The sequence below is a fragment of the Aeromonas bivalvium genome (assembly GCF_000819765.1).
Taxonomy (GTDB): Bacteria; Pseudomonadota; Gammaproteobacteria; order Enterobacterales; family Aeromonadaceae; genus Aeromonas; species Aeromonas bivalvium.
Window position 1 is genome coordinate 43,281 of record NZ_CDBT01000017.1, and the last position, 18,799, is coordinate 62,079.

General features: G+C 62.6%; 22 protein-coding genes. 9 read left to right on the top strand and 13 right to left on the bottom strand.

The annotated features are described in order from the left end of the window. Positions 1-78: 78 nt before the first annotated feature. Positions 79-717 carry a cAMP-activated global transcriptional regulator CRP gene (crp, locus tag BN1119_RS06605; RefSeq protein ID WP_041995525.1) on the bottom strand — a complete coding sequence of 213 codons (639 nt, stop codon included), beginning with the start codon at positions 715-717 and terminating at the stop codon, positions 79-81. Between the two features lie 317 nt (positions 718-1,034). Between crp and BN1119_RS06610 the strand changes: the two genes are divergently transcribed. Both BN1119_RS06610 and BN1119_RS06615 read left to right on the top strand, forming a co-directional pair. Beyond that, on the top strand, positions 1,035-1,439 hold the full coding sequence (locus BN1119_RS06610) for an OsmC family protein (protein ID WP_041995939.1): 405 nt from the start codon (positions 1,035-1,037) through the stop codon (positions 1,437-1,439). A gap of 37 nt (positions 1,440-1,476) precedes the next feature. Beyond that, positions 1,477-1,776: an MliC family protein gene (locus BN1119_RS06615; RefSeq protein ID WP_041995527.1), complete on the top strand. Its 300-nt coding sequence runs from the start codon at positions 1,477-1,479 to the stop codon at positions 1,774-1,776. 68 nt (positions 1,777-1,844) lie between these two features. Here the strand turns inward: BN1119_RS06615 and BN1119_RS06620 are convergent, their stop codons facing one another. From BN1119_RS06620 to BN1119_RS06630, 3 genes are all read right to left on the bottom strand, one after another. Next, a complete protein-coding gene (locus BN1119_RS06620) occupies positions 1,845-2,390 on the bottom strand; it encodes a DUF4136 domain-containing protein (RefSeq protein ID WP_041995529.1) in 546 nt (181 codons plus the stop codon). 15 nt (positions 2,391-2,405) lie between these two features. Continuing rightward, positions 2,406-3,275, bottom strand: coding sequence for a phosphoribulokinase (locus tag BN1119_RS06625; protein WP_041995531.1), 870 nt, complete (start codon positions 3,273-3,275; stop codon positions 2,406-2,408). Between the two features lie 74 nt (positions 3,276-3,349). Beyond that, positions 3,350-3,586 carry a YheU family protein gene (locus BN1119_RS06630; RefSeq protein ID WP_041995532.1) on the bottom strand — a complete coding sequence of 79 codons (237 nt, stop codon included), beginning with the start codon at positions 3,584-3,586 and terminating at the stop codon, positions 3,350-3,352. A gap of 83 nt (positions 3,587-3,669) precedes the next feature. Between BN1119_RS06630 and BN1119_RS06635 the strand changes: the two genes are divergently transcribed. After that, positions 3,670-4,818 (top strand): GGDEF domain-containing protein, encoded by a 1,149-nt coding sequence (locus tag BN1119_RS06635; protein ID WP_041995534.1) that lies wholly within the window; start codon positions 3,670-3,672, stop codon positions 4,816-4,818. Here BN1119_RS06635 and BN1119_RS06640 read toward each other — a convergent pair. The 3 genes from BN1119_RS06640 to BN1119_RS06650 form a co-directional block, all read right to left on the bottom strand. Beyond that, on the bottom strand, positions 4,803-5,783 hold the full coding sequence (locus tag BN1119_RS06640; RefSeq protein ID WP_041995536.1) for a hydrolase: 981 nt from the start codon (positions 5,781-5,783) through the stop codon (positions 4,803-4,805). The two genes, BN1119_RS06635 and BN1119_RS06640, sit on opposite strands and share 16 nt — an antisense overlap. A 16-nt stretch (positions 5,784-5,799) precedes the next feature. After that, a complete protein-coding gene (locus BN1119_RS06645) occupies positions 5,800-6,705 on the bottom strand; it encodes a chemotaxis protein (RefSeq protein ID WP_041995538.1) in 906 nt (301 codons plus the stop codon). A 132-nt stretch (positions 6,706-6,837) separates the two neighbouring features. Beyond that, positions 6,838-7,503 carry a hypothetical protein gene (locus tag BN1119_RS06650; protein WP_041995540.1) on the bottom strand — a complete coding sequence of 222 codons (666 nt, stop codon included), beginning with the start codon at positions 7,501-7,503 and terminating at the stop codon, positions 6,838-6,840. A gap of 39 nt (positions 7,504-7,542) precedes the next feature. Here BN1119_RS06650 and BN1119_RS06655 point away from each other — a divergent pair, with 39 nt between their 5' ends. Further along, complete coding sequence (locus BN1119_RS06655; RefSeq protein ID WP_041995542.1) at positions 7,543-7,749, top strand: YheV family putative zinc ribbon protein; 207 nt, start codon at positions 7,543-7,545, stop codon at positions 7,747-7,749. 111 nt (positions 7,750-7,860) lie between these two features. Continuing rightward, entirely contained in the window at positions 7,861-8,484 is a 624-nt protein-coding gene (locus BN1119_RS06660; RefSeq protein ID WP_041995544.1) for an FKBP-type peptidyl-prolyl cis-trans isomerase, read from the top strand. Positions 8,485-8,556: 72 nt separating this feature from the next. Here BN1119_RS06660 and BN1119_RS06665 read toward each other — a convergent pair whose 3' ends face one another. Both BN1119_RS06665 and BN1119_RS06670 read right to left on the bottom strand, forming a co-directional pair. Then, positions 8,557-8,772: a SlyX family protein gene (locus BN1119_RS06665; protein ID WP_041995546.1), complete on the bottom strand. Its 216-nt coding sequence runs from the start codon at positions 8,770-8,772 to the stop codon at positions 8,557-8,559. A gap of 14 nt (positions 8,773-8,786) precedes the next feature. Further along, positions 8,787-9,755, bottom strand: coding sequence for a WD40 repeat domain-containing protein (locus BN1119_RS06670; RefSeq protein ID WP_041995548.1), 969 nt, complete (start codon positions 9,753-9,755; stop codon positions 8,787-8,789). 119 nt (positions 9,756-9,874) lie between these two features. Here BN1119_RS06670 and fkpA point away from each other — a divergent pair, with 119 nt between their 5' ends. Next, the gene (fkpA, locus tag BN1119_RS06675) at positions 9,875-10,702 is read left to right on the top strand and encodes an FKBP-type peptidyl-prolyl cis-trans isomerase (protein WP_041995550.1); all 828 of its coding nucleotides are present in this window, start codon (positions 9,875-9,877) and stop codon (positions 10,700-10,702) included. A 151-nt stretch (positions 10,703-10,853) separates the two neighbouring features. Beyond that, positions 10,854-12,257 carry a sigma-54-dependent transcriptional regulator gene (locus BN1119_RS06680; RefSeq protein ID WP_041995553.1) on the top strand — a complete coding sequence of 468 codons (1,404 nt, stop codon included), beginning with the start codon at positions 10,854-10,856 and terminating at the stop codon, positions 12,255-12,257. A 95-nt stretch (positions 12,258-12,352) separates the two neighbouring features. On the opposite strand, the gene BN1119_RS06685 is transcribed toward BN1119_RS06680, so the two are convergent. The 3 genes from BN1119_RS06685 to BN1119_RS06695 all read right to left on the bottom strand — a co-directional run bounded on the left by BN1119_RS06685 (position 12,353) and on the right by BN1119_RS06695 (position 14,136). Beyond that, positions 12,353-13,219, bottom strand: coding sequence for a tetratricopeptide repeat protein (locus BN1119_RS06685; protein WP_041995556.1), 867 nt, complete (start codon positions 13,217-13,219; stop codon positions 12,353-12,355). 114 nt (positions 13,220-13,333) lie between these two features. Beyond that, the gene (locus BN1119_RS06690; protein ID WP_041995558.1) at positions 13,334-13,669 is read right to left on the bottom strand and encodes a hypothetical protein; all 336 of its coding nucleotides are present in this window, start codon (positions 13,667-13,669) and stop codon (positions 13,334-13,336) included. Positions 13,670-13,806: 137 nt separating this feature from the next. Then, a complete protein-coding gene (locus BN1119_RS06695) occupies positions 13,807-14,136 on the bottom strand; it encodes a DUF2956 domain-containing protein (RefSeq protein ID WP_041995561.1) in 330 nt (109 codons plus the stop codon). Positions 14,137-14,394: 258 nt separating this feature from the next. Here BN1119_RS06695 and ushA point away from each other — a divergent pair, with 258 nt between their 5' ends. Further along, positions 14,395-16,062 (top strand): bifunctional UDP-sugar hydrolase/5'-nucleotidase UshA, encoded by a 1,668-nt coding sequence (ushA, locus tag BN1119_RS06700; protein ID WP_041995563.1) that lies wholly within the window; start codon positions 14,395-14,397, stop codon positions 16,060-16,062. A 79-nt stretch (positions 16,063-16,141) separates the two neighbouring features. On the opposite strand, the gene gltS is transcribed toward ushA, so the two are convergent. Continuing rightward, complete coding sequence (gltS, locus tag BN1119_RS06705; RefSeq protein WP_041995567.1) at positions 16,142-17,344, bottom strand: sodium/glutamate symporter; 1,203 nt, start codon at positions 17,342-17,344, stop codon at positions 16,142-16,144. A 412-nt stretch (positions 17,345-17,756) separates the two neighbouring features. On the opposite strand from gltS, the gene ansA reads away from it, so the two are divergent. Next, positions 17,757-18,764 carry an asparaginase gene (gene ansA, locus BN1119_RS06710; RefSeq protein ID WP_041995570.1) on the top strand — a complete coding sequence of 336 codons (1,008 nt, stop codon included), beginning with the start codon at positions 17,757-17,759 and terminating at the stop codon, positions 18,762-18,764. Positions 18,765-18,799: the final 35 nt, after the last annotated feature.

Consider the following 18,799-nt stretch of genomic DNA (forward strand, 5'->3'; position numbering starts at 1 on the left):
TTGGCGCGACCCGGGCAGGTGCGGCGCCCGGATCGAAAAAGGCTGCCTCGGCAGCCTTTGTCCTGGGGCTGACCGCGGTCAGCGGGTGCCAAACACCACTATGGTCTTGCCGTGGGCCGAGATGAGCTCCTGCTCTTCCAGCATCTTGAGAATGCGGCCGACGGTTTCCCGGGAGCAGCCGACGATCTGGCCAATCTCCTGACGGGTGATCTTGATCTGCATGCCATCCGGGTGCGTCATGGCATCCGGTTGCTTGGCCAGGTTGAGCAGGGTCTGGGCGATCCGGCCGGTCACGTCGAGGAAGGCCAGGTTGCCGACCTTCTGGCTGGTGTGCTGCAGGCGCAGCGCCATCTGGCCGGAGAGACGCATCAGGATCTCGGGATTGACCTGGATCAGCTGACGAAACTTCTTGTAGGAGATCTCGGCGACTTCGCAGGCACCCTTGGCGCGCACCCAGGCGCTGCGCTCCGGGTTGTCGTTCTCTTCAAACATGCCCATCTCGCCGAGGAAGTCCCCCTGGTTGAGATAGGAGAGGATCATCTCTTTGCCTTCATCGTCCTTGATGAGGACGGCCACCGTACCCTTGACGATGTAATAGAGGGTCTCCGCTTTTTCACCCGCATGGATAAGGGTGCTCTTGGCGGGATACTTATGAATGTGGCAGTGCGACAAGAACCATTCCAGGGTGGGATCGCTTTGCGGTTTGCCAATGACCATGAGATTTCCTCTGTAGTGTCTTTTTATGGACTCGTGCGTCCGTGCAAGCTGCCAATCTTGCCATTCCTTGTGTCAGTCGCAGTAGGATAAGAGCCTTTGCCGGTGCTGACAAGGCTTAGGGCCTCCTTTGGGCGCTGGCTACCGCACTGGACAGGGCATTCTAGGGAACTTGGCCGCCACAAACCTTGATTTTGATCTAGCCTGCGCTGGCTTGTGGTGATGTCGACGCCTCGGCCGGGTGCAGGGACGGCCTCGGCTGGGGTATGCTATGGCATCGCGTCCGCCGGGACACTCGTATCATGCATGAGGTAATGAAGATGAAAGCCAAGGTCAACTGGGTTGAAGGGATGAAGTTTGTGGGTCACAGCGAGTCTGGTCACCAGCTGATCCTCGACGGCGCCAACCCGGGTGAGGGGGCCAGTCCGATGGAGTTGATCCTGCTGGCGGTGGGTGGTTGCAGCTCCATCGATGTGGTCTCCATCCTGGAGAAGGCACGCCAGAACGTGAGCGCCTGCCATGTGGATCTCTCGGGGGAGCGGGCCGAGACTGTGCCCAGGGTGTTTGAGAAGATCCACTTGAACTTCGTGGTCACGGGCCAGGGGCTGGCCGAGAAACAGGTGGCTCGCGCCGTCGCCCTCTCCATGGAGAAGTACTGCTCCGTCTCCCTGATGCTGGAAAAAGCTGTCGAAATTACCCATAGTTATCAAATCATTGAGGCCTGATAACCCGCTTCTCTCGTCATCACAAAAGGAAAGTGCAATGAAGAAACTAGTCGCTCTGATCCCCGTGTTGGGACTGGCAGCCTGTAGCTCGCCGCAACCGACCCAGTACCAATATAACCAGTATCAGTGTGGTGAAGAGATGTTGGCGGTGACCTATGACCCCCAGGCCGACATGGTGCAATTTCCCCTGAACGGGGTCTACCAGAAGCTGGGCCGGGTCGAATCCGAGAAAGAGAGTGCCCGCTATTCGGACGGGGTCACCATGTTCTGGATCCAGGGGGATCAGCTGACCCTGACCCAGAAGGGGGTCACCCTGCTCAACTGTACCCGGCTGTAACGGCTATCAGCACGGACAAAGGCCTGCACCATGCAGGCCTTTGTCATTTGCGGGGGCTGGATGCGGGCTCAGGGCAGGGTGCGGAGCATCTTGTCGACCAGCTCCTGGCTGAAGGCCGCCCGCTGTGATTCGGCAATGGCCTGATCCGTGGTGAGCTGGATGACGCTGCTCCAGGCCGATTGTTGCCGCTGGCGATCCAGCATGATGATGGCGAGGGTCCCCTTGCGGGCGCCAGCCCTGGCCTGTACCCCAGGATTCATGCCGAGGCGGGCGAACAGCGCCTCGTCGCTGATGTCCTGGGCGCCGGCGACGCCGATCGCCACCCAGATATCGGCCTCATCGAGGGGGGCGCTGCGCCAGCCCTTGCCATCGAGATATAGCGCCACCGCCTGTTGCAGGGGAGCGAGCCAGCCTTCGGCGCTCGCCCCCGAATACTGGTACTGCTCGGCCAGGGCGTAGCGGGGCTGGGCCGGGAAGGGCCACTGCTCGGCCGGACGGGTCACCTGGGTGCCCATGTCGATCACGGGGGCCTGGTGGCCACTGCTGCAGCCGCCGAGCAAGCCAACCAGTCCAAGCAGCAGGAGTGGCCAGGGGGTTCTCAAGATAGTGCGCATGGGGGTCGCCTCGGGTCAGGTGATCTTGCCGGTTTCGATCAGTTGCTGGATGAGGGGGCGCAGGATCAGCTCCATCGCGAAGCCCATCTTGCCCCCGGGGACTACAATGGTATTCATTCGGGACATGAATGCGCCATCGATCATCGACAGCAGATAGGGGAAATCGACGTTCTTGATGCCGCGAAAACGGATCACCAGCATGCTCTCGTCCAGGCTGGGTATCACCTTGGCACTGAAGGGGTTGGAGGTGTCTACGGTCGGCACCCGCTGGAAGTTGATATGGGTGCGCGAGAACTGCGGGGTGATGAAGTTGATGTAGTCGTCCATGGAACGCACGATGGAGTCCGCCACCGCCTCGCGGGAGTGGCCGCGCTCCGAGGTATCGCGGATGAGCTTCTGGATCCACTCCAGGTTGACGATGGGCACCACGCCGATGAGAAAGTCGACGTGGCGGGCCACGTTGTGATCCGCCGTGACCACGCCGCCGTGCAGCCCCTCGTAGAACATCAGGTCCGTCTCGCTGGCCAGATCCTGCCAGGGGGTGAAGGTGCCCGGCATCTGGTTGAAGGGGACGGCCTCATCGAACGAGTGCAGATAACGGCGGTACTGGCCGGTCCCATCCTGGCCGTAGCGCTGGAAGAAGGATTCGAGCAGGGCGAAGTCGTTCGCCTCCGGGCCGAAATAGCTGATGTGGCGCCCCTGTTCCCGCGCCTTGCGAATGGCGACGTCCATCTCGGGACGGGTGTAGCGATGAAAGCTGTCGCCCTCGATCACCGCCGCCTGGTAGCCGAGCTGGTGGAACATGGAGCGAAAGGCATTGGTGGTGGTGGAGGTACCTGCACCGGATGAACCGGTGACCGCTATGATGGGGTGCTTGGCCGACATTGGGGTCTGTTTCCTTGCTGTTGCCCCCGCGCAGCAGGGGTTGTCCGTCTGGATCGATAGGGAGAATGTACCGGTTAAGGGCTCTCTGTCCACGATGAATCGAAGCGATCGGCGGGCACTATGTTCACGCTTTCGTGCAGCTCGCTGTAGACGATCACCGCCACTCCCTGGCGCAATTGGGTGAGAACCGTCTCAACCTTGTCGGCAAGAGTGGACTCCTGCTCGCCATAATCGGTACCCTCCATCAACACAAATTGCTCAACAAGCCGTTGCAGGGTATCGGGCTCCAGGCTCTGCCAGGGAATGATCATGGGTATGCTCTCGAAGGGGAATGCGTCATTGTCGATTCAGGGGGGCTGCGCTGCAAACTGTTTTTCGTCCATGGGGAGGGCTTATGCCGCTATTGTCCAGTCGTCGTCATTCACCTCAGTTGCAACGCCTGCTCGAGCAGGCCGGCCGTGATGCGTTGAGAAAGGGGACCTTCTGGATCTGGGGGGTGCAGCTGCTCATCGCCCTCTTCCTGCTCTTTCACGTACGGGTGATGCAGGAGATGCACCTGCTGGTCGAGCATGCGCTGCCCTGGCAATTGAGTGCCCAGCTCTGGCTGATAGTCTTGCTGCTGTTGTTGCAGCCCGCGATCTGGCTCTGGTTGCGCCACTTGTCCTTGCCGCGCTGGCACCAGAGTGTCGGCATATTGGCGCTCATATGGGGCTGCCTCTGGGCTGGCGTCATCTACGCCCTGCTCAAGAGCGAGCTGCCGGGCAGGAGTGTGCTGGAACCCGCCCTGGCGGCCACCTTGCTGCTGCTGGGGCTCATCGCCCTCTACCCCGTGAGCCGGGCCCTCTACGGCTTCTGCCTGCCTATCCTGCTCGGCTTCGCCAGCATGCTGCTGCTCAAGACGGTGGCCTCTCCCCTGGCATTCGTCGCGTCCTTGCTGGTGTTGCTGGTGGTGCTGGAGACGGGGCGGCGCATGCTCAAGAACTGGTTCGTGCTGGCCGTCAACCGGGAGCATGAACAGCGGCTGATGCTGCAGCGACTCGATGCCCTGGCTCACCAGGATCCCCTCACCGGGCTGGCCAATCGCCGTCACTTCGATCAGGTATGCAAACGGGCCATCGCCCAGGGGGTGACCCTGGAGATGCCGCTGACCCTGATCCTGCTCGATGTGGATTTTTTCAAGCGTTACAACGATCACTACGGCCATCAGGCCGGGGATGAGTGCCTGATCCTGGTGGCCGAGTGCCTGGAGGAGAGCGTGCGGGAACCCGGCGATCTGGTGGCCCGCTACGGGGGGGAGGAGTTCGTGGTGCTGCTGCAGGAGACGGACAAGGCTGGCGGCCTGCAGGTGGCAAGGCGCATCCGCGAGACCCTGGCGGCCCGGGCACTGCCCCACGCAGGGTCAGAGGTGGCGCCCCATCTCACCCTGAGCCAGGGCATCGCCCAGTGGCAAGCGGGAGAGACGCTGACCATGCTGCTGCAGCGCACCGACGAGGCCCTCTATCGGGTCAAGGAGCAGGGGCGAGACAGTTATGGGGCGGCCTGACCCTGCTCGTCGAGCCACTGGCCGAGCCGCTCCTCCAGCCAGAAGCGCGGCCGCCAGGGGGGACCATAGACGAAGCCCACATGACCGCCTTGCTGGCTCAGTTCATAGCGTACCTGGGGTGAGAGCTGCTCCGGGCGCGGGATCACTTCCCGGGTCATGAAGGGATCATCGGCGGCGTGGAGGATCAGGGTCGGCACCGGGATCCGGGCCAGCAGCGGCAGCCCGGAGCAGATCTGATAGTAGTGCTCGGCGCTGTCGAATCCGTGCAGGGGAGCCGTCACCCTCTGGTCGAACTCGTGCAGGGTGCGAATGGCCTTGATGTCTCGGGGAAGAAACGGGGCGCCGGCCTGGGGATGGCACGCCAGCTTGCGCAGCAGGTGGGCGCGCATGGTGCCGAGCAGGTAGCGCTGATAGACCCTGGAAAAGCCCTGATTGATCCGGTGCGAGCAGGCATCGAGCCGCATGGGGGCCGAGACCACGGCCGCCGCCTTGAGGGCGGGGGGACAGGCCCGGGCCAGCAGATTGACCAGCATGTTGCCCCCCAGGGAGTAACCCACCGCCAGCAGCGGTTTGCCCGGGAAGCGACGGGCAAGCTCGGTGATCAGTGCCTGGGCATCTTCGATGGCGCCGGAGTGATACGCCCCCAGATGGCGGTTGGGCTCGCCGCTGCAGCCGCGAAAGTGCATCAGCACCGCCTGGTCGCCCCGACGTTGCAGGTGTTGCAGCATGCCGCGGGCATAGTGGGACTCCACGCTGCCCTCCAGCCCGTGAAACAGCACGATGAGCGGACGAGTGTCCGGGCTGATGGGGCCGCTCCAGGCGAGATCGACGAAGTCGCCGTCCGCCAGCTCGAAACGCTCGGCGATGTAGCGCGCTGGCCGGCGGCGCAGCCACTTGGGCAATATGGTCTGCAGGTGGGGGTTGCGGGCCCACCAGGGGGCGCGAAAATGACTCTCGGTCAGCATTTTGATCCCGGTCGCTTCAGGGTTGGCTCACCAGGCTGTCATGATGCTCGGCGCCGCGCAACATGGCCTGGACCAGTTCATTGGCCTCGAATTTGGTGAGCGCCTCGTGGGCACCGACTTGATGGGCCTGCTCGACGCTGATCTCGCTCGACAGCGAGGTATGCAGGATGATGTAGGCCCGGGCCAGACGGGCATCATTCTGGGCCTCGAACGCCAGTTCGTAGCCATCGAGTCCCGGCATCTCTATGTCGCTCACCAGAATGTCGATGGGGGTGCCCCGGCTGGCGCGCTCCTGCATCAGGGTCAGAGCATCCCGGCCATTGGTGCACACCTCATAGGGGATGTTGATGTAGTCCAGGGCGGCGGTGAGCTGCTTGCGGGCTACCGCTGAGTCGTCCACCAGCAGGATCCGCATCGGCTTGATGCGCTCGCGCTGCACGTCGGTCAGCACGGGATAGAGGTGGCTGGGGTCGTCCGGATAGACCCGCGACAGGATCAGTTCCACATCGAGCAGCTGGATCAGCTGATCGCCCACCCGGGTCACCCCGGTCACGAACACATTGCTGCCAAGGGCCGCGGGAGGGGGTTCTATGTCGCGCCAGTTGCACTCGGTGATCTTGTCGATGCCACGGACCAGAAAGCCCACCAGGGTACGACGGCAGTCGGTGATGATGATGAAGCAGTTCGCCATCTCCTCTTCGCTGATGCGTCGATAGCCCACCGCCATCGCCATGTCGATGACGGGAATGGTGGTGCCGCGCATGTTGGCGGCGCCGAGCACGGTCGGATGTGCGTGGGGCAGGGCGGTCAATCGGGTATAGGGCACTATCTCCTTCACCTTGAGGGTGCCGATGGCGAATGACTGTCGGGCGGCGAGGTGAAACAGCAACATCCCCTGGGATTGGTTGGCCTTGCTTTTCATGGCAAAAATCCTGTGGTCGAGAGAATAAGGGCAAAACGGTGCGGACCCGGGTTCATTCAAGGCGGCCCTGCACTGTTAGCGACCGCACTCGGAAAATCTGTAATCTTCCCTGGTGGCGGCCAGGGATCCTCCTCATCCAGCCAGACTGTCGGCGAGGGGGCAGCCCAGCCAGCGCAGGCTGGCCTGCTCCAGCGCCGCCGGGGTCAGACCCAGCTTGCCGGGGAGGGTGTCAGCCTTGTTGCCCCCCTTGAGCAGGCGCAGGGCCTGTACCAGCTGCCACTGGCTGACGAGGGCATCGGCATCGACCAGGGCGCCGCCCAGCCGGTTCCAGCTGACCTCGGTCCCTTCCTCGCCCCGGGCCAGGGCCTGCCAGGCCAGCTGCAGTGCGTCATGGGCCTGAGGCTGGAGCGCATGGTGCAGCAGCTCATCGTGGATCACCTGCAGGCGCTGACCATAGGGGCCCTGCCACTCCCGTGGCCGCTGCCAGTCGGTCAGGCTCTCCAGCAGACAGCTGAGCAGGGGGCCGGGTGTCAGCCAGCCCGCCTGGCTCGGCTGGGGCAGACGCAGGGAGCAGCGTACGCGGACATAGCGGCAACCGGCCAGGGGGGTGAAGGCCGCCAGTGCCTCGGCCGGCAGCCAGAAGGCGCTGCCGGCGGGGAGCAGCAGCTCATGCTGGCCAAGGCGCAGCAGGGCCGCACCCTGAACCAGATGCAGCAACTGGCCCATGGGGGCTCGCTTGCGGGCACCGGCGTGCAGGTAGCGGGGGGAAAAATGCTGACATTCGATGGCGTGATGCATGAGTAAATCCTGATATGATGCTGCCCGGAGGTAACAAAAATGGAAACCAGACGTAAAAAACGCTTCATTGCCGGGGCGACATGCCCGGCGTGCGGCAAAATGGACACCATGATGCTGTATCTGGAGCATGGAGTCGAGAAGGTGACCTGCGTCCAGTGTGGCGATACCCAGGTGCAGACCCAGGAGGCGGTGGCCGAGGCGAGCCGCCAGGCCGAGCAGGTGATCGGCGTCTTTCGGCCGGAATGATGACGCTGCCGGCGGTGCATCTCAGGGACGGGCTCGGGTCGCGCCATATGCTTGCCCCGCATTTTAGGGTATTCTGGGGCGGTTTTTTCTCTCATTCGCAGGATCACTGACATGAAAGTAGCTCCCCTGAGCGTAGTTACGCTGGAATACACGGTCACCGACGAGCACGGTGAAGTCATCGACAGCACCATCGGCAAGGAGCCTCTGGTCTATCTGCATGGCACTCGCTATCTGGTCTCCGGCCTCGAGGCCGAGCTGGAAGGGCGCAGTGTGGGCGATGCCTTCGAAGTGACCCTGGCCCCGGCCCAGGCTTACGGTGAATACGACGAGACCCTGGTACAAGAAGTGCCGGGCGAACTGTTCGACGGCATGGAAGTGTCCGAAGGGGATACGTTCGTCGCCGAGACCGACGATGGCCACCGCCCGGTGACCGTGGTGGAAGTCTCCGAATCCTTCGTCAAGGTCGATGGCAACCACCCGCTGGCCGGCGTGACCCTGGCGTTCAAGGTGGAAGTCAAAGAGGTGCGTGCCGCGACCGCAGAAGAGCTGGCGCACGGCCATGTGCACGGTGCCGGTGGCTGTGGCCATGACCACGGTCATCACCATGATCACGACCATGATCACGAGGGCGGCTGCTGTGGCGGCGGTCACCATGGCCACAGCCATGATGACGCCGAGGAGCAGGGCGGTTGCTGCGGTGGTGGCGGTTGCGGCAGCAAGGGCCACCAGCACTGATCCCCGGGCCTGACCCCATGATAAAAAAACCCGCGACTGTCGCGGGTTTTTTTATGGGGCGAAGGGACGGGCTCAGTAGTGGGGCGGCGGCGTCTCTTCGGCCATGCTGGCGATCTGGCTTGGCTGCACGCCCTGCAGTTTATCTACCAGCAGCTGGATCTGGTGCTTGAGTCGATCCAGCTCGCGGCCCTGGGTGGTGACCTCGTCATTGAGCTGCTCCACCGTGTATTCGGCGAAGGCGAGGCGGCTTTCCAGGGTCTCGATGCGATCGTTAAGTTGCTGACTCATGGGCCTTTAGGTCCTTACTTGATGGTCCAGATTTCCGCCAGGCCGCTGGAGCTGGCGCTGACGAGGTGGCCATTGTCGCGCAAAGCGGCGGCGTACACCACTGCGCTAGGGGGTTTGACCCCGGGGCGGGGGGCCACCTGCCAGTTGGCCAGGGCCTTGCCATCCTTGACTCGCCACAGGGTGAGCTTGCGCGACGGGGCGCCCGTGATCAGCCAGTTGCCCTGGTTGGCGAAGCGGGCGCTGGTGTAGACCTCGAAGCGGGATGACTTGTCGAGGCGGCTCAGCTCCTTGCCGCTGACCAGATCCCAGATGCGGCCGCTGCGGCTGTCGGCGGTGAAGGCGTAGCGGCCAGATTCGTCCAGGCGCACCATCACCACCCGACCCTGGTGATTGAAGCGGTGCAGCACTTGGCCGCTCTGGGTATCCCACAGGTAGGCGCTGTAGTCGTTGCCGCCGGTCAGGGCGTAGCGGCCATTGGGGGAGAGATCCACGCTGTTGACCTGCTCGCTGTGGCCGAGAAACTGTATCCGGCGCCCGCTCTGGGTGTCCACCAGCTCGGCCTTGCCATCCTCGCGGCCGATCAGCACGGCGCGGCCGTCGCTCGAGATGGCGATGTCGCGCAGTTTGGATTCGGGCAGGGAGTAGTAGCCCTCGGCCTGGCCATTATCCAGTCGCCAAATGGCAAAGGTCTCCAGGCTCGCGATCACCGCATGGCTCGCCCCCGGGCCGAAGCGGGTGATGAAGACCTGCTCCTGCGGCTTGTCCGACAGGCGCCAGCGCCACAACTGCCGATCGTGTTCCAGATCCCAGGCCAGGGTGCCCTGCTCTATGCTGGAGACCAGTGCCAGCTTGCCATCTTGGCTCAGATCGGCGCTCACCGCACCGGCGCTGGAGAGGGGGATCTGGCGATCCGAGGCAGACTCGGAATTGCAGCCGGTCAGTATCAGACAAACCCCGATCAGATAAATGGCACTTTTTATCATTTTTCCTGTCTCATGCTTTCGTTACCTGGGATCCCGGCGTTAGTATAAGGCGCTTATCACGATAAACCTCTCATTTCACGAAGGAACCGAGAGCGGTATTTAGAGTTTTGGAGAAACTGATGAACAATTTTCTGAAGGTGTCCCTGCTGGCCGCGGCGGTTGCCGTAGGTCTGACTGCTTGCCAAAAAGATGAGAAACCTGCTGCAACCAACACCGCAGAGGTCAAGGCAGAAGCCAGCCAGCCGGCAGAGGCGCCCAAGGCGGATGCCAAGAGCTTTGAAGAGCAATCTGGTTATGCAATTGGCCTCTCCATGGGTCGCTATATCGCCAACACCCTGGAGCGTCAGCAAGAGCTCGGTATCAAGCTGGACAACGCCGTCATCCTCAAGGGGGTGACCGACGGTCTGGACAAGAAGGCAGACATGAAGGATGAAGAGATCCAGAAGGTACTGCAGGCCTATGATGCCAAGATCAACGAGCTGACCAAGGCCAAGGCCGACAAGGACGCCGAGGAGAACCTGAAGAAGGGTGAAGAGTTCCTGGCCGCCAACGCCAAGAAAGAAGGGGTGAAGAGCACCGAATCCGGCCTGCAGTATCAGGTCGAGAAGATGGGCGACGGCGCCAAGCCCAAGGCCACCGACGTGGTCAAGGTGCACTACACGGGGACCCTGATCGACGGCACCAAGTTTGACAGCTCCGTCGATCGTGGCGAGCCGGCCACCTTCCCGCTCAACCAGGTGATCCCGGGCTGGACCGAAGGCGTTCAACTGATGCCTGTTGGCTCCAAGTTCAAGTTCTTCCTGCCCTCCAAGCTGGCCTATGGCGAGCATGGTGCCGGCTCCATCCCGGCCAATGCCGTGCTGGAATTCGATGTCGAGCTGCTCGCCATCGAAGCGCCTGCCGCCGAAGGGGATGCCGCCAAGGCGGACGCCGCTGCCAAGCAGTAAGGCGACGGCTGAGATGTGAAACGGCTCCTTCGGGAGCCGTTTTTACGGGTGCTTGCCGGACAGAGTACAAGAAAGAGGCGATCGCAGGCTTGAGTCCATGGCGATAGCCCAGCAAAATAAACAAGCAAATCAATCGCAAGGATGAATCGCCGTGGCGGAAAACAAACCTCGCGTACTGCTGGTGGAAGACACCCGCAGCCTGGCCGTGGTCTACGAACAGTACCTGCGTCAGGAGGGGTATGAAGTCATGTCCGCCGACTGCGGGCAGCGAGCCATCGAGTTGATGCTGGCCCAGCCGCCGACCGTGGTGCTGCTCGATCTGGAGCTGCCGGACATGTCCGGGATGGACATCTTGCAGCAGATCACCGAGCAGCAGCTGCCCAGCGCCGTGGTGGTGATCACGGCGCACGGCTCGGTGGACGTGGCGGTGGAGGCGATGCGGCTGGGGGCGTTCGATTTTCTGACCAAGCCCTTCGATGGCAAGCGACTGTGCGCCACGGTGCGCAACGCCGTCAACCATCAGCAGCTCAGCTTCCTGGTGGCCCAATACCGGGAGAACTTCGAGCGCAGCTCCTTCGCCGGTTTCATCGGCGCTTCCCTGCCGATGCAGGCGGTCTATCGCATCATAGAGAGCGCGGCGCCGAGCAAGGCGACCGTGTTCATCACCGGGGAGAGCGGCACCGGCAAGGAGGTGTGCGCCGAGGCCATTCACCAGTGCAGCCCCCGCAGCGAGCGCCCCTTCATCGCCCTCAACTGTGCCGCCATTCCCCATGACTTGATGGAGAGCGAGATCTTCGGCCACGTGAAGGGGTCGTTTACCGGGGCCCAGGGGGATCGCAAGGGGGCCGCCAGCCTGGCCGATGGCGGTACCCTGTTTCTGGATGAGATCTGCGAGATGGATCTCGACTTGCAAAGCAAGCTGCTGCGCTTCATCCAGACCGGCACCCTGCAACGGGTCGGCAGCGGCAAGCTGGAGACGGTGGATGTGCGCTTCGTCTGCGCCACCAACCGGGATCCCCTGGCGGAGGTGAAGGCGGGGCGTTTTCGCGAGGATCTCTACTATCGACTCCACGTGATCCCCCTCAGCCTGCCCCCCCTGCGCGAGCGTGGCGAGGACATACTGCTGCTGGCGCGCAACCTGCTGCAGAACTACGCCAGGGAAGAGAACAAGCGCTTCAAGGATTTCGACGCCGAGGCGGCGCGGGTGCTGCTCGATTATCCCTGGCCCGGCAACGTGCGCGAGCTGCAAAACGTGGTGCGCAACATAGTGGTGCTCAACGACAGCGAGCTGGTGAGCTCGGCCATACTACCGCCCCCCCTCAACGGAGGGCGCAGCCTGCAGGCCGGCGCCGCCCTGGCCACCGCGACCGGCGGCGTTGCCCCCGCCCAGGCAAATGCCCCGATCCGTCCGCTCTGGCTGGTGGAGAAGGAGACCATAGAGCAGGCCATCGCCAGCTGCGACGGCAATATTCCCAAGGCGGCGGCCCTGCTGGAGATCAGTCCCTCCACCATCTATCGCAAGAAACAGAGCTGGGAAGAGGCGAGCCGGGTATAAGTAACGGCAATATCCCCAGGGCGGCCATGATTCGTCATCCTTGGGAGGTGAACGGGGCGGCCAACTGGCCGCCCCGCTGCTGCTGTAAACGTGGTTTAGAGCTTGCCCAGCCGCTTGAGCCGGTTCAGCCGCTCTGCTTCGTTGGCCTTGAGCCAGCCATCTTGCGACAGCAAAAACCAGGCGCGGGCGAAGTATTCGGCCGCGGCCGGATCATCGAGTGCCAGCGCATTTTCCCCCAGCTCTTCGAACAGATAGCCATCCTCGGGAGCACCGGCTGCGGCCATGTCCACCTGCAACTGGGTCAGATCGGCCAGCGCCTCCTGATGCAGGCCCCGGGCTCGCTGGATGCGGGCCAGACTCCAGCGGGCGATGAAGGCCTTGGCCGGATTGTTGTGCAGCTGGTGCCAGGCCAGGCATTTTTGCTGGCACTGGCTGGCCTCTTCCAGGCGGCCCAGTTCGAACTGGGTCCAGCCCTGATTGTTGTAAAGGGTGGCGAGCCAGCCGCGCACCTTGGGATCGGTACTGCGTTCCGCCAGCTCCATCGCCAGCTGGTGCCAGCGGCTCTGCTCCTCCAGCGGGGCGGCGATGGCCACCATGTGGGCCGCATCGATGGCGAGATAAAACTCCTTGTGCCTGAGCCCCTGTTGCCAGGCCTGTTCAAACAGTGTCCTGGCACTGGCCTTGTCGCCGGCGGAGTTGAAGGTGCGGCCGCGCTCCAGCAGGGTGCGCAGGCGCGCGCGGGGGGTGGCATCGGTGAGGCGGGGCTCTATCTGGTCGAGCAGCTGGTGCGCCTGGGCAAACTGGCGTTGCAGGGAATGGGTGCGGGCTAGCTGGGTGAGCAGCTCCAGCTCGTACTGCAGGTCGGCGGTGTGGGCCTCGGCCAGCAGAGTTTGAAAACGCTGGGCGCTGGCGGCGGGATCCTGGTAATCCCACTGCGCCATGAAATCAGGCGGGTTGTGCATCTGGCCTCCTGGCTGGCGATCCTCTCACCAAGATGCCCATCGGCCAGGGTTTGTACAAGAGGTGCCCGTCACAGAGCGCCTCTTCCGCTATGAAAAACGGGTCAATCCATGCTGTCAGTAGACCATGGCCAGGCTCATCAGCATCAGGCCAAGGGCCGCGAAGGCCCCCTCCTTGATCGCCAGGCGCGGTACCAGCGCCTTGGGCAGGGCGGGGAAGAGGCACAGGGCGAAGCCGAGTCCCGGCATCAGCCAGTGAAATCCTGGGCTGCGCAGGGCCGGGTTGGCGGCGTTGTTGATGACGATGAGCAGGATGAAGAGGGTGAAGGCGGGCAGGATGAACCAGCGGGCACTGCCCGAGGCCACGGCGCGCAGCGGCGAGATGCGATAGAGCACCAGGGTGACGATAAAGAGCGTCAGGGGGGCCAGCAGATAGAGGGGAGCCGGATTCATGGTGCACTCCTGTGGATGAGTAAGGGGACGGGTCTGGGTGAGGGGCGGGATTTAACCAGTGCCATGGCGCCTTGACCAGCCCGGCAGCTTGGCCCTGTGAGGGGGATCCCAGGCAAAGGTTTGCGCATCGCCAGGGATCAGGTCAGCCAGTGCCAGGCGGCGAAGCCCAGCCAGCTCAAGGCCAGCAGCAGCCAGGGCAGGGGATGCTGGCGACTCACCTCGATCACCTCGACCTCTTGCTCCTGCTCGGGATGGGGGGATGGTGCGCCGCGGCTCTGCTGCTTCTTCAGGCGATTGGCCTCCCGGGCACGGGCCTTCATCTGCTTCTTGTACTCCTCGATCCCCTTCTGGATGCCCTGGGCGATGAGCTGGGTCTGCTCCTTGGTCTGTCCCGGCTTCTGATTGGCGCGGGCCACCTTGAGGGCCGCCTGCTGGGTCTCGGGGGAGGGTCTGTCGTATTTGGCCATGGGTTGCTCCACTGGGATGGGGCCGCATTATTGCACACTCAGGGCCAGCGGGGCAGAGCATCTTATATCGGCCGGGGATAGCATCAAACGAAGATAAACGTTTTCCCGCTCGATTGTTCGAATGGGAAATAATGCCGGATCACACTTATGTCATTTTTTTCAGCCAGGATGCCGATTGGATATCAAAGGTTGATATATTGCCCGCGACCAAGACTGGAATGGTCAGGCTGAATACTAACAAAATCAAGGTGTGAAGGAATGAAACATAATTTGATAAAGGGAACCCTGGCATTGGCCGTGTTGGCAGCGATGACGGGCTGCAATACCTCCAAGAATGAGAGCGAGCCCTGTGTCGAGAATGTGTGCAAGCTCACCGTGCTGCATACCAATGATACTCATGGTCGCTTCTGGCACAACGAGGATGGCGAATATGGCATGGCGGCCCAGAAGACCCTGGTCGACCGGCTGAGAGCCGAAGCCAAGGCCGCCGACAGCGAGGTGCTGGTGCTGTCGGGCGGGGACGTGAATACCGGTGTGCCCGAGTCGGATCTGCAAAATGCCGAGCCGGACTTTATTGCCATGAACCATATCGGTTATGACGCCATGGCGGTCGGAAACCATGAATTCGATAATCCCCTCGATATTCTCGAACTGCAGCGGCAATGGGCCAAATTCCCCATGGTCTCGGCCAACATATATGACAAGAAGACAGGCCAGCGTTATTTCGATCCCTACAAGATATTCAAACTGAAAAATGGTCTGCGGGTCGCCGTTATTGGCCTGACCACGGAAGATACCGCCCAGCTGGTGGATCCCAATAATGTGCTCAACCTGGAATTTCGCGATCCCAAGGTGGAAGTGGAGCGGGTAATAGACGGCATCAAGCAGGGCAATTCGGCCGATGTCATCTTCGCGATTACCCACATGGGTCACTACGCCGATGGCGCCCACGGCAGCAATGCTCCCGGGGACGTGGAGATGGCCCGTCAGCTGCCCGCAGGCAAGCTGGATGCCATCATTGGCGGCCACTCCCAGAATCCGGTCTGCATGGAGACCGGGGTGGCGAACCAGTATGCCGACTTCAAGCCCGGTGACGATTGCCAGCCTGATCAACAAAATGGCACCTGGATCATGCAGGCCCACGAGTGGGGCAAGTATGTGGGGCGCGCCCAGTTTGACTACCAGGATGGCAACTTCACCCTCACCAGCTACGAGCTGATCCCGGTCAACCTCAAGGACGAGCAAGGCGCCTTCATCCAGGAGGAGATAGTGCGGGATCCGGCCCTGGAAGGGGTGTTGCAGGTCTACCAGGACAAGGGAGCCCAGGAGCTGGGAGTGGTGATCGCATCCACCGACGGCCTGCTCGATGGGGAGCGCGCCAATGTGCGCAACAGGCAGACCAACCTGGGTCGCCTCATCACCACGGCCACCGCGCAGACCCTGCGCACCGACTTTGGCATCGTCAACTCGGGCGGGGTGCGCGCCTCCATCCAGGCCGGGGACATCTCCTATCGCGACGTGCTGACCGTGCATCCGTTCGGCAACACGGTCAACAAGGCCGTGATGCCGGGCAGCGAGCTGGTGAGCTATCTGGGTCAGGTGGCCACCAAAACCGGCAACACCGGGGGCTATGCCCAGTTTGGCGGGATAGAGATGGCGGTGGACTGCCAGGCCAAGTCGGTCAGCATCACCAGCATCGGCGGCAAGCCGTTCGATGCCGGCGCCCAGTACAGCTTCACCATCCCGAGCTTCAGCGCCGCCGGTGGCGATGGCTATCCCAAGATAGACACCGTCAATGCCGGTCTGGTGGATGCCGCCGTGCTCAAGGATTTCCTCGCCGCCAAGCAGGTGATCCAGGCGGCCGACTACGCGCCCAAGGGGGAGGTGAGCTACCTCAACTCCGCCTCCAGCGAGGCGTGCAAATAAGCAGGCACCCGGTGCCGGACAACAAAAAAACCGCAAGCCTCTGGCTTGCGGTTTTTTTGTGGACGCAGCGGCCCTGGCCTCAGGAAAGGAAGGGCATCGCCATGAACAGCTTGATCACCATGGCGTTGATGATGTCGATGAAGAAGGCCCCCACCATGGGCACCACCAGGAAGGCCAGGTGGGAGGGGCCAAAGCGCATGGTGACCGCCTGCATGTTGGCAATCGCCGTCGGGGTGGCCCCCAGGCCGAAGCCGCAGTGGCCGGCGGCCAGCACGGCGGCGTCGTAATTGCGGCCCATCACCCGGAAGGTGACGAAGATGGCGTAGAGGGCCATGGCCAGGGTCTGGGTCACCAGCAGCACGAAGATGGGCAGGGCCAGGCTCGCCAGATCCCACAGTTTCAGGCTCATCAGCGCCATGGCCAGGAAGAGCGACAGGCTGACGTTGCCGAGCAGGGAGACCTCCCGATCGCTCACCTCGTGCCAGTTGAGCAGGGTCAGGACGTTGCGCAGCAGCACCCCGACAAACAGCACGCAGACGAACACCGGCAGCTCGAAGGCGGAGCCGAGCAGCCCCTGGGAGAGCAGTTCGCCCCCCTTGAGGCTGATGGCGATCAGCGCCAGGGTCTCGACCAGGCTGAAGGTGGTGATGCGCCGCTCCGTCTCCGGCATCTCGAAGCCCTGGGGCACCTCGTCCAGGTTGTGCTCCTCACCGGGCACCTGCACCTTCTTGACCAGATAGCGGGCGACCGGGCCGCCGATGAGCCCCCCCAGCACCAGGCCGAAGGTGGCGCAGGCGATGGCCAGTTCGGCGGCGGACTGGACCCCGTACTTGTCGGTGAAGGTGGCGCTCCAGGCGGCGCCCGTGCCGTGGCCGCCGGAGAGGGTGATGGAGCCCGCCAGCAGCCCCATGTGCAGATCCAGCCCCATCAGGCTGGCCAGCACCACCCCCAGCCCGTTTTGCATCAGCAGCAGGCCAGTCACCACCCCGAGGAAGGTGAACACGGCCCGGCCACCCCGCTTGAGGCTGGCGAGATCGGCGGAGAGACCGATGGAGGCGAAGAAGGCCAGCATCAAGGGGGTCTGCAAACTGGTGTCGAACTTCACCTCGAGTCCGGCCGCCGAGCGCAGCGTCAGCAGCACCAGGGCGACCAGCAGGCCCCCTGCGACCGGTTTGGGAATGTTGAAGGCGCGCAATCTTTCCACCCGGTTGACCAGCAGGCGACCGAGCAACAGGACCAGGGTGGCGGCCACCAGGGTGGCATAGGCATCGAGTTGTAACATTGAGTACTCCCATGGTGATTGGCTGTGTCTCCCCGCGGGAAGACGCACAGATTCAGCCGGGATTGAAACCGCATGGCCAGGGCATGGAAGGTGCTCCATACCGGTCTGGCGTCATAAAAAAGAGGGGCAAATCTGCCCGACCCGATGGTGGTATTACGGGTCTGTCGGGCCCAGCTGGGTGGGCGCAGCGGATGTGGGTTTTGTGATAACGGCGGCGATATTAGCAAAAAGCACTAGTAACATCCAAATTTCTTGGTTATGTAACCGAAAAGCTACGGTTTGTTGACATTATTATCTGTTTGTTGCCGGCGGATAATTAGGTGATACATCCCCGATTTCCGCCCGTTCGGGCTGTCTTTGTCGGCGCTAAACTCTATAATTCGCCGGTTTCCAGCCCAGATGAGGAGAGGGTGTGAAGAAGTCTATCTACATCGCCTACACAGGCGGCACCATAGGGATGCAGCGCTCCGACCACGGTTATGTGCCGATGGCGGGCTTCATGGAAGATTGTCTGGCGCGGATGCCCGAGTTTCACCGGCCCGAGATGCCGGATTACCATATTCACGAATATGCGCCGCTCATCGACTCCTCCGACATGACGCCGGCGGACTGGCAGCGTATTGCCGAGGACATCAAGAACAACTACGACAAGTACGACGGCTTCGTGATCCTGCACGGCACCGACACCATGTCGTTCACCGCCTCGGCACTCTCCTTCATGCTCGAAGATCTGCACAAACCTGTGATCATCACCGGCTCCCAGATCCCGCTCGCCGAGCTGCGCTCCGACGGCCAGCAGAACCTGCTCAACGCCCTCTACATCGCGGCCAACTACCCGATCCACGAGGTGACGCTGTTTTTCAACAACCAGCTCTATCGCGGCAACCGCAGCAAGAAGGTGCACGCCGACGGCTTCCACGCCTTCGACTCCCCCAATTATCCGCCCCTGCTCAACGCCGGGATCGCCATCTCCGTGGAGGCGGGCGAGCTGGGCACCCCTTGCCAGGCTCCCCTGGTGCTGCACGACATCACCCCCCAGCCCATCGGCGTGGTGACCCTCTATCCGGGCATCTCGGCGGAAGTGATCGCCAACATACTGCAACAGCCGGTGCGGGCGCTGATCCTGCTCTCCTTCGGGGTGGGCAATGCGCCACAGAACCCGGCCATGCTGGCGCTGCTCTCCGAGGCATCTGCCCGGGGCGTCATCATAGTCAACCTGAGCCAGTGCCTGCACGGCAAGGTCAACATGGGGGGCTATGCCACCGGCAATGCCCTCTCCCGGGCCGGGGTCATCTCGGGCTTTGACATGACAGCCGAGGCGGCGCTCACCAAGCTGCACTTCCTGCTGAGCCAGGATCTGCCGGCCCCGCGCATCCGCGAGCTGATGCAGCAGTCCCTGCGGGGTGAGCTGACCCCCTGATGATCAGGTGAGGAGCGGATAAACAAGAGGGGAGC